This is a genomic window from Microbacterium umsixpiens, from assembly GCF_053543675.1.
Window position 1 is genome coordinate 1,994 of sequence record NZ_JBLVOH010000059.1, and the last position, 9,297, is coordinate 11,290.

Below are 9,297 nucleotides of genomic sequence, written 5' to 3' on the forward strand. Positions count from 1 at the left end.
CCGGCGAGGAGGTACGAGGTCACCTGGTGACCCTACCCCGCTCGGCTGAGGGCTTCTCGACCACGGGAATGGTGCGCGCGAAGGCGAGCAGCACCCCACACGCGATCAGCACGGCGAGCAGTGCCGTGCCTCCCTGAGACATGAACGGGAGCGGGACTCCCATCACCGGGAACACACCGATGACGACGCCGATGTTGAGCACGGCCTGACCGACGATCCACACCGTGATTCCGCCGGCCGCGACGCGGATGAAGGGATCCGGCGTCTTCCGGATCACGTGGAAGGCACCGACCGTGAAGAACGTGAACAGCGCCAGAACGACGATGCAGCCGATCAGCCCGAGCTCTTCCCCGACGATCGCGAAGATGAAGTCGTTGCCGGCGGCGGGCAGCCAGCCGTACTTCTCCTGGGAGTTGCCGAGTCCGAGCCCGAATATCCCGCCCGATGCCATCCCCCAGATGCCGTGGATGGACTGGTAGCAGTCGCTCTCGTACAGCGCCATGTTGTCGCAGGTCGCCGTGATGCGCCGCATCCGGTCCTGGCTCGACAGCGCGTAGGCGAGGACCGCGCCGATGCCGATCACCACCGGGATGATGAACAGGCGAAGCTTGACGCCCGAGAAGAAGAGGCAGCCCAGCAGGATGAGCACCAGCACCATCGCGGTGCCGAGGTCCTTGCCGGCGAGCACGGTACCGATCGCCAGCGCCCCGACCGGGATCACGGGGATGAAGACGTGGTGCCAGGTGCCGAGCATGGCCTGCTTGCGCAGCAGCACCGCGGCGATCCACAGAGCCAGTGCGAGCTTCAGGAACTCGGAGGGCTGCAGCGTGAAGCCGCCGATGTCGATCCAGTTCCGGTTTCCGCCGTCTTCGATCCCCAGGGGGGTGAACACGAGCAGCTGCAGGGCGACGGCGCCGAACAGCGCGGGCCACGCCATCTTCTTCAGGAACGCGACGGGTAGACGGCTGATCAGGAACATCAGCGGGACTCCGAGGAGCGCGAACACGCCCTGGCGGAGGACGCCGCCCATCGGATCGGCTCCGCTCGCGACCGCGGGCGCGCTGGTCGCGGAGAGCACCATGACCAGGCCGAAGAGTGTCAGCAGCAGGGCGGTCGACGCGATGAGGAGGAACTCGGTCGACACCGGCGTGAACCGGCGTCCGAGCGACACCCTGGCGGCGAGTCCGCCGGACTCAGAGCGCGGAGGGCGGGACACCTGCGTCATCGGCGCTCCCCCGGTCTATCCAGTCACGCACCGCCTCGGCGAAACGGTGACCTCGATCCGCGTAGCTCGAGAACTGATCGAACGATGCCGCCGCCGGGGCCAGCAGGACTGTGCCCTCGCCTTCGACGATCCCCGACGCGATCTCCACGACACGGTTCATGACCTGTCCAGTCTCGCCAGCATCGACCTCGAACACCGGTACCGACGGCGCGTGTCGCCGGAATGCCGCGACCACGGAGGCCCGCTCGACCCCGATCACGACTGCCGCTCGAGCCGTCGCACCGACATCGGCGACCAGATCGGCGATGTCGACGCCCTTCAAGTCACCCCCGACGATCCACACCGCGCCGGGGTAGGCCCGCAGCGACGACGCCGCGGCGTGCGGATTGGTGGCCTTGGAGTCGTCAACCCAGGTGACGCCCGCATGCCGCGCGATGACCTGGATGCGGTGCGCGTCCAGCCGGAAATTCTGCAGCGCCGTGTGGATCGCCTCCGGTTGGACTCCCAGTGACCGCGCCAGAGCACTGGCGGCGAGGATGTTCTGGACGATGTGCGGAGCCGCGAGCCCGGCCTCGTCCAGGGCCGCGATGGTCGTCAGCTCGAGAGCGCTACGTGCGCGGTCGTCGAGGAAGGCGCGGTCGACGATGAGACCCTCCACGATGCCGAGGTCGCTCGGTCCGGGGATGCCGAGATCGAAACCGATCGCGCGGGCTCCTTCGACGACCTCGGCCTCTTCGACCATGAGCCGGGTCGCCTCATCGGCCTTGTTGTAGACGCAGGCGACGCGGGTGTTGCGGTAGACCACGGCCTTCGCGTCGCGATATGCCTGGGCGCTGCCGTGCCACACCAGGTGGTCGTCGGCGAGGTTGAGGCACACGGCCGCGTAGGGGAAGAGCTCGCCCTCGGGCCGCGACTGGCCGAGGTACCAGAGCTGGTGGCTGGAGAGCTCGACCACGAGCACGTCGAAGCCGGCGGGATCCCGCACCGCGTCGAGGACGGGTACGCCGATGTTGCCGCAGGGCGCCGCACGAAGGCCACCCTCGACCAGCAGCGAGGCCGTGAGTTGCGTCGTGGTCGTCTTGCCGTTGGTCCCCGTGATGAGCACCCAATCAGCCGGCGTACCGTCGGCGCGGACCACCTTGTCACGGACACGCCAGGCGAGTTCGACATCGCCCCAGATCGCGATTCCCGACGCCTGCGCCCAGCGGATCACGGAGTGCGATGGGGAGAAGCCGGGCGAGGCGATGACCACCTCGGGCGCGAAGTCCACCAGTGCGGCCGGCACCTCGGCCAGGGGGCCGAGCTCGAGCGCGGCACCGATCACCGGGAGCAGACGCGCATACTCCTCTTCTGCGGACTCGCTGAGGACGAGCACCTCCGCACCGAGCTCTGCGAGAGTGTCGGCCACCGAGAAGCCCGTCATCGACAAGCCGAGCACGGCGACGCGGAGATCACGCCAATCGGCGTTCCAGCTCGTGAGTCCGCTCAGGCGATCAGTCGACACGGGTGAGCCACTCGACGTAGAAGAGGCCGACCGCCGAGACCGCAAGGAGTCCGGCGATGATCCACATGCGCACCACGATCGTGACCTCGGACCAGCCGCGCATCTCGAGGTGGTGATGGAAGGGACTCATCAGGAACAGCCGCTTGCCTCGTGTGATCTTGAAGTAGGCGCGCTGCAGGATGACCGAGCCGGAGGACAGGACGAACACGCCGGCGATCACCAGCAGGAGAAGCTCGGTGCGGGTGAGGATCGCCATCGCGGTGATCACGCCGCCGATCGCCATCGAGCCGACGTCACCCATGAAGACCTTCGCCTTGGGTGCGTTCCACCAGAGGAACCCGATGAGGCTGGCGGCGACCGATGCCGCGATGATGGCCAGGTTGAACGGGTCGCGCACCTCGTAGCAACCGCCGAGGGCGTCGGGATCGCCGCCGATGCAGGGCTGCTTGAACTGCCAGAACGCGATCACGCTGTAGGCGCCGACGACGATGACTCCGGCCCCGGCGGCGAGACCGTCGAGACCGTCCGTCAGGTTCACACTGTTCGAGGTCGCGACGCCGATGATCGAGATCCACACGAGGTAGAGGATCCAGCCGAGCACGACGCCGAAGGCGAAGAGGTTCAACCAGGTGATGTCGCGGAAGAGCGAGATCGCGGGGCTCGCCGGCATCTGCCCCCATTTGTTCGGGAAGTTCAGAGCGACGATGCCGAAGGGGACGATGACGAGCAACTGGCCGATCACCTTGCGCCAGCCGGACAGGCCGAGGCTGCGCTGGCTGCGGACCTTCATGTAGTCGTCGATGAAGCCGACGGCGCCGAAGCCGACCATCAGCCAGATCACCAGGATCGCCGAGAGTGCGGGCACCTCACCGCTCACCAGCACGCCGGTGAAGTAACCGACGATGGATCCGACGATGAAGATGACACCGCCCATTGTGGGCGTGCCGCGCTTCGCCTCGTGGCTCGGATTGTGCACCGACTCCGGGGTGCGGATGACCTGCCCCCAGCCCCACTTCCGGAAGAGTCGGAGGAAGACAGGAGTCAGGAACAGGGTGAAGGCGAGCGAGATCGCCGCCGACATGATGAGAGACCTCACGAGAACAATTCTCCCAGACGATCGCCGAGATGCCGGAGGCCCACGGAATTGGATGACTTCACGAGTACGCGGTCACCGTCGCGGAGCTCGGTGCGCAGGTACTCGAAGGCTGCGTCCTGGTCGGCCAGGTGGATGGCCTCACTGTCCCAGGAGCCCTCGCCGACAGCAGCGAGGTAGAGCCGCCGCGCCTCGGGGCCGACGACGACGATGCGTTGGATGTTGAGTCGGACGGCGAGCAGACCGATCCGGTCATGCTCCTCCCCTGCGCTCTCTCCGAGCTCGGTCATCGCGCCGAGGACGGCGACGGTGCGCTCCTCCGGCCCGGTGATCTGCGCGAGAGTCCGCAACGCCGCGGACATCGAGTCGGGGCTGGCGTTGTAGGCGTCGTTGATGATCCGCACGCGGTCGCTGCCCAGCGGCTGCATGCGCCACCGCTCGGCGATCTCCACCGTCTCCAGACGCGCGACCGCGTCTGCGGGCGTGACGCCGACGACGAGCGCTGCGGCGATGGCTGCCAGCGCGTTGGACACGTGATGCGCACCGAGGACCCGCAGACGAAGGGTCAGGCGGTCGCCGCCGACCTCGACGGTGCAGGATGTGCCGGAGGCGGAGACGGAGATGTCGTGCGCGCGGACATCGGCGCTCGACCCTTGTCCGAAGCCGACGACCTGCAGACCACGCGCTTCGGCGATCCCTTGCATGGCGGCGACCCTGCTGTCATCGGAGTTGAGGACGGCGGTCCCGGGAACGCGAGCCGCTTCGACGAGTTCGGCCTTCGCCTTCGCGGTGGCTTCGATCCCCCCGAATCCGCCGGCGTGCGCCATGCCGACCATGAGCACGACAGCCACGTCGGGCTCGACGAGGCCGGCGAGGTGCGCGATGCTGCCCGGTGCCGCCGCCCCGAACTCGCTCACCAGGAACCGCGTGTTCTCGGTGACGCGGAGCATCGTGACGGGGGCGCCGACCTCGTTGTTGAACGACTTGACCGGCGCGACGGTTTCGCCCTCACCCTCGAGGATGCGTGCGAGGAAGTTCTTCGTGGTGGTCTTGCCATTGGATCCGGTGATCCCGATGATGCGGAGGGAGCCGCCGGCGCGCACGCGAGCCACGACCTCCCTGGCCAGCTCACCCAGTGCAGCGACGGCGTCGGCGACGACGATCTGGCTGACGGGCACATCGACCGGGTGCTCCACGATCGCCAGCACGGCGCCGGCCGCGACAGCGGCTCCCACGAACTGGTGGCCGTCGGTCTCCGCGCCGGGCTTCGCGACGAAGATCGAGCCGGGAACCATCGTCCGCGAGTCCGTGTCGACGAGGCCGTCGACGACGGTCTCGGCCGTGTCTTCTCCGGCCACGCGCAGATCACCGCTCACTGCGGCGGTGATCTCAGCGAGCGTCAGGGCGATCATTTCATCTCCATGCGCGGCTCTCGCCGACTATCCGAACTTGGGAAGGAGCTCGTCCATCGGGACAGAGGACGGCATCACGCGATACGTTTTCATCACCTGAGTCATCGCCTTCTGGAAGGCGGATGCGGTGGCCGCGGACGATACAACCTTAGTCGGCTCATCGAGGGTGACCACGACGACGTACTGGGGATCGTCCACCGGCGCGAAGCCGACCATGCTGGTGTAGTACACGCCGTTCTTGTAGCCGCCGTTGACGGGGTCTGCGACCTGAGCGGTACCGGTCTTGCTGGTCACACGGTAGCCGGGCACCTGGATCCGCTCGGCGTTCCCGCCCTGAACGGCCACGTTCTCGAGCATCCGGGTGATCTCGGCCGCGGTCTGCTTCTCGATGATCTGCTCGTGCTTCGGCTTGTCGGGCGCGGCGACGGTGCCGTCCGATTTGGTGCAGGACTCGACCAGCGACAGATCGATCTTCTCGCCGCCGTTGGCGATCGCCTGGTACGCGCCGGCGAGCTGCGCCGCTGTGACCGTGTAGTACTGTCCGAAGGTCGTCGTGTAGAGCGACTGGCTGTCCCATTCGCTGACGGGGTGCAGCGTGCCGCCGACCTCGGAGGGGAAGTCGATCGTCTTGTCGCCGACCCCGAACCGCTCCAGGTAGTCGTAGCGCACCTCGGGACTCACCATGGTGCCGAACTTCGACAGCGCCACGTTCGAGGAGTCGATGAGTCCGCCGGCGAGGGTGTAGTTGTACGCCGGGTGGTTGAACGCGTCGTTGATCACGGCGCCGTTGGGGAACGTCTCCCGTGACGATGCGGTGACCGTGCTCAGGGGCGTGAGCCCTGCGCCCTCGATGACGGCGGCGGCGGTGATCGCCTTGAACGTCGATCCCGGCTCGAAGTCCCGGTGGAAGATCTGGCTGTACCGCGTCTCGGGCGTCGAGGAGTCGAGGTCGTTGGGGTCCAGGGACGGCCACTCCGCCGCCGCACGGATCTTCCCGGTCTTCGCCTCGACGACGGTGACGGTGCCGCCCTTCGCACCCTGCTTACGCGCCTCTTCGCCGACCATCTGCTGCAGGTACCACTGCAGATCACTGTTGATGGTCAACTGCACCGAGCCACCGTCGACGGCATCCACCGTGCGCTCGCTTCCCGGGATCACGACGCCGTTCGCGCCGCGGCGGTAGGACTCCTCGCCATCGATCGGCGCCAGGCATTCTTCGCCCAGCTGCTCGATGCCGGCCTGCGCCGTTCCCGAGCCGTCGAGGAAGCCGAGGATGTTTCCGGCGACCGCGCCGTTCGGGTAGACCCGCGTCTCCCGCCCCTGCATGTGGAGGTAGGCGAGCTTCAGGTCACGCAGCTCGATGTACTGCTCGGTGGTGAGGGACTTCTTGAGCGGTGCGTATTGGCTCTGCGAATCCTTCGCGAGAGCGTCGGCGACGAGCGCGCGGACCTCGTCGCCGGTCTGTCCGGTGATCGCCGCGATCTTCTCGGATGCTTCCGCCCACGGAACCTTCGGGTCCTTCTCCTCGAACTGGTTGATGACGAGCGGGCTGAGTTGCGCGTCGTAGACGAGCACGCTCGAGGCGAGAACCGTTCCACCGGCATCGACGACCGATCCGCGCTGCCCCGGAATCTCGTCGCCCACGCCGATCTTGGTGAGCGACTGAGCGACGTGCTCGTCGGCGCTCACGACCTGGATGTCGACCAGACGCACCACGAAGGCCGCCAGCACGGACAGGATGACGGCGAGGGCGACGACGGTGCGTCGCCGCGGTCCGCGGGTGGCTCGTGTCGTCATGCGTCTCTCCGTCGATCGTGTGTGTTCAGCGTGTCGTGGGGCTCGGGAGTCCGTCGGTGATCGCCGGCGGCAGTTCTGGGGTCGTCGCGCCCGAGGGGCCGTCATCTGTTGCCGTCTTCGTCTCCGTCGGCGCGGGCTTGACGATCAGTGAGTTGCTCACCGCACCCGCTCCGCCCGGGTTCACGGTCGACGTCCAGTCCGCTCCGGCCCCGGTGCCGAACACCGCGCCATCGCTGAGACGCAGGTACGACGGCGATCCCGCCACCACCATGCCGAGCCCAGCAGCACTGTTGGCGAGTACCTGCGGCGAGCTCAGACCGGTGAGCTCCTCCTGGAGAGCGTGCGTCTGCAGACTCAGCTCACGCTGCTGGGACGAGAGACCGGCGAGTGTGAACGAGTCCTGCGTGATCGCGAGCGACAGCGCGACCTGGGCCGCGCCGATCGCCAGCGCACCCCCCAATGCGACGAGTGCGTAGGCGAGCTTGGGCTTGCGGCGGACGGCAGGCGAGCTGACGGGCTGAAGTCTCCGCTGCGGCTCGCGGGCGGGTGCGACCGGCTGGACCGGTTTGCGGACGACGGCGTTCAGGCTCATGCGCTCTCCCGCAGCTTCTCGGCGGCTCGGAGCCGCACCGGTATCGCCCGCGGGTTGCGCGCGCGTTCTTCGTCGGAGGCGAGTTCTGCCCCCTTGGTGAGGATGCGGAACTTCGGAGCATGCTCGGGAAGCTCGACGGGGAGCCCTGCCGGGGCAGTCGAGGCTGCGGCAGCGGCGAACGCCTGCTTGACGAGGCGGTCCTCGAGCGACTGGTACGACATCACGACGATGCGTCCGCCGACGCCGAGCGCATCCATCGCGGACGGGATGGCATCGGCGAGCACGTTGAGCTCGGTGTTCACCTCGATGCGCAGGGCCTGGAACACACGCTTGGCCGGGTGCCCGGCGCGCTGAGCGGCTGCCGGAGTCGCGGCGATCAGGATCTCGACCAGCTGGCCGGAGCGGGTGATCGGCTGCTTCTGCCGGGCATCGATGATGAAGCGCGCATAACGGCCGGCGAGCTTCTCCTCGCCGTACCGCTCGAAGATGCGCCGCAGGTTGCCCTCGTTGTACGTCGCGATCACGTCGGCCGCCGTGACGCCCTTGGTCTGATCCATACGCATGTCGAGCGGAGCATCCTTCGAGTACGCGAATCCTCGCTCGGCCTCATCCAGCTGCAGCGAGGAGACGCCGAGGTCGAAGAGGATGCCCGCGGCCCCCTGGGCGTGCAGGCCGATCTCGTCGTACACCGTATGCACGAGCGTCACGCGGTCTTTGAAGCGCGCGAGCCGCTCCCCCGCGATACGCAGGGCGTCGGTGTCGCGGTCGAGTCCGACGAGGCGGATGTTCGGGAAGCGCTCGAGAAGCGCCTCCGAGTGGCCGCCCATGCCGAGCGTGGCATCGACGAGCACCGCGCCGTCCGCCTGGAGGGCGGGAGCGAGCAGCTCGACGCAGCGGTCGAGCAGTACGGGGGTGTGAATGTCTCGGAGGTTCATGATCTTTCTCGGGGTGACCTTCGGCTCTGATCCCCCTCCGCTTCTCGACCCGGCACCGGGGAAGTGTGTCGGGGCGGGAGCGGCGGGGCATCACAGCCGTGGTCAGAAGAGTCCCGGAATCACCTCCTGCTCGAGGTCCGAGTAGGTCTCCTCGCCGGCGGCGAGGTAGGTGTTCCAGCTCTCGGCATCCCAGATCTCGGCGTGTGCGCCGACTCCGGTGACGATGAGCTCTTTCTGCAGACCTGCGTACTGACGCAGGTGCGCGGGGATGGTGATGCGGTTCTGGCTGTCGGGCATCTCCGCGCTCGCTCCGGAGAGGAACAGTCGCATGAAGTCACGCGCCTGCTTGTTGGCGAGCGGGGCCTGACGGATCCGCTCGTGCATCGCCTCGAACTCGGCCGTGCTGAACACGTAGAGGCAGCGTTCCTGGCCTCGGGTGACGACGATGCCGCCGCCGAGGTCTTCGCGGAACTTCGCAGGAAGGATGACCCGTCCCTTGTCGTCCAGCTTGGGTGAGTGCGTACCCAGCAGCATCGGCCACCACCCCCTCTCCGTCCGGCCAACTCGAGGTGCGCCCCACTTTACTCCACTTTCCTCCACATACCTACGACCAATCCGCAGAAATCGCGCCATCGTCTCGAAGGGCGCGCCAAAAAACCGCGGAATTCCGCGGTGGAGGAAGGTGGAGGCTCAGTGGAGGAGCAGAGCGGGGCGCGCGTTAACGAAAGAAGCCCGGATG

Annotated in this window: 8 protein-coding genes; all 8 read right to left on the reverse strand. The window is 67.5% G+C overall.

Going from position 1 to position 9,297, the window contains the following annotated elements:
- Positions 1–19 precede the first annotated feature (19 nt).
- Positions 20–1,225 (reverse strand): putative lipid II flippase FtsW, encoded by a 1,206-nt coding sequence (gene ftsW / locus ACNPM4_RS05845; protein WP_448985039.1) that lies wholly within the window; start codon positions 1,223–1,225, stop codon positions 20–22.
- Positions 1,194–2,729: a UDP-N-acetylmuramoyl-L-alanine--D-glutamate ligase gene (gene murD, locus ACNPM4_RS05850; protein ID WP_448985041.1), complete on the reverse strand. Its 1,536-nt coding sequence runs from the start codon at positions 2,727–2,729 to the stop codon at positions 1,194–1,196. Before murD ends, ftsW begins: the two co-directional genes overlap by 32 nt.
- Positions 2,719–3,825, reverse strand: a complete 1,107-nt coding sequence (gene mraY, locus ACNPM4_RS05855) for a phospho-N-acetylmuramoyl-pentapeptide-transferase (RefSeq protein WP_091037314.1) — start codon at positions 3,823–3,825, stop codon at positions 2,719–2,721. The genes murD and mraY overlap by 11 nt, the downstream gene beginning before the upstream one ends.
- Positions 3,822–5,234 carry a UDP-N-acetylmuramoyl-tripeptide--D-alanyl-D-alanine ligase gene (locus ACNPM4_RS05860; RefSeq protein WP_448985042.1) on the reverse strand — a complete coding sequence of 471 codons (1,413 nt, stop codon included), beginning with the start codon at positions 5,232–5,234 and terminating at the stop codon, positions 3,822–3,824. Before ACNPM4_RS05860 ends, mraY begins: the two co-directional genes overlap by 4 nt.
- Positions 5,235–5,261: 27 nt before the next feature.
- Positions 5,262–7,031, reverse strand: coding sequence for a peptidoglycan D,D-transpeptidase FtsI family protein (locus ACNPM4_RS05865; RefSeq protein WP_448985043.1), 1,770 nt, complete (start codon positions 7,029–7,031; stop codon positions 5,262–5,264).
- Positions 7,032–7,056: 25 nt separating this feature from the next.
- Positions 7,057–7,623 carry a cell division protein FtsL gene (ftsL, locus tag ACNPM4_RS05870; protein WP_448985044.1) on the reverse strand — a complete coding sequence of 189 codons (567 nt, stop codon included), beginning with the start codon at positions 7,621–7,623 and terminating at the stop codon, positions 7,057–7,059.
- Positions 7,620–8,558 carry a 16S rRNA (cytosine(1402)-N(4))-methyltransferase RsmH gene (gene rsmH / locus ACNPM4_RS05875; RefSeq protein ID WP_029261554.1) on the reverse strand — a complete coding sequence of 313 codons (939 nt, stop codon included), beginning with the start codon at positions 8,556–8,558 and terminating at the stop codon, positions 7,620–7,622. The genes ftsL and rsmH overlap by 4 nt, the downstream gene beginning before the upstream one ends.
- Before the next feature lie 102 nt (positions 8,559–8,660).
- Positions 8,661–9,092 (reverse strand): division/cell wall cluster transcriptional repressor MraZ, encoded by a 432-nt coding sequence (gene mraZ / locus ACNPM4_RS05880; RefSeq protein WP_029261553.1) that lies wholly within the window; start codon positions 9,090–9,092, stop codon positions 8,661–8,663.
- Positions 9,093–9,297 lie beyond the last annotated feature (205 nt).

Excerpts from the sequence above, each read along its gene's own strand:
- ftsW (WP_448985039.1), bottom strand. The coding sequence starts at position 1,225 with ATGACGCAGGTGTCCCGCCCTCCGCGCTCTGAGTCCGGCGGACTCGCC.
- rsmH (WP_029261554.1), bottom strand. The coding sequence starts at position 8,558 with ATGAACCTCCGAGACATTCACACCCCCGTACTGCTCGACCGCTGCGTC.
- mraZ (WP_029261553.1), bottom strand. The coding sequence starts at position 9,092 with ATGCTGCTGGGTACGCACTCACCCAAGCTGGACGACAAGGGACGGGTC.
- ACNPM4_RS05865 (WP_448985043.1), bottom strand. The coding sequence starts at position 7,031 with ATGACGACACGAGCCACCCGCGGACCGCGGCGACGCACCGTCGTCGCC.
- ACNPM4_RS05860 (WP_448985042.1), bottom strand. The coding sequence starts at position 5,234 with ATGATCGCCCTGACGCTCGCTGAGATCACCGCCGCAGTGAGCGGTGAT.
- ftsL (WP_448985044.1), bottom strand. The coding sequence starts at position 7,623 with ATGAGCCTGAACGCCGTCGTCCGCAAACCGGTCCAGCCGGTCGCACCC.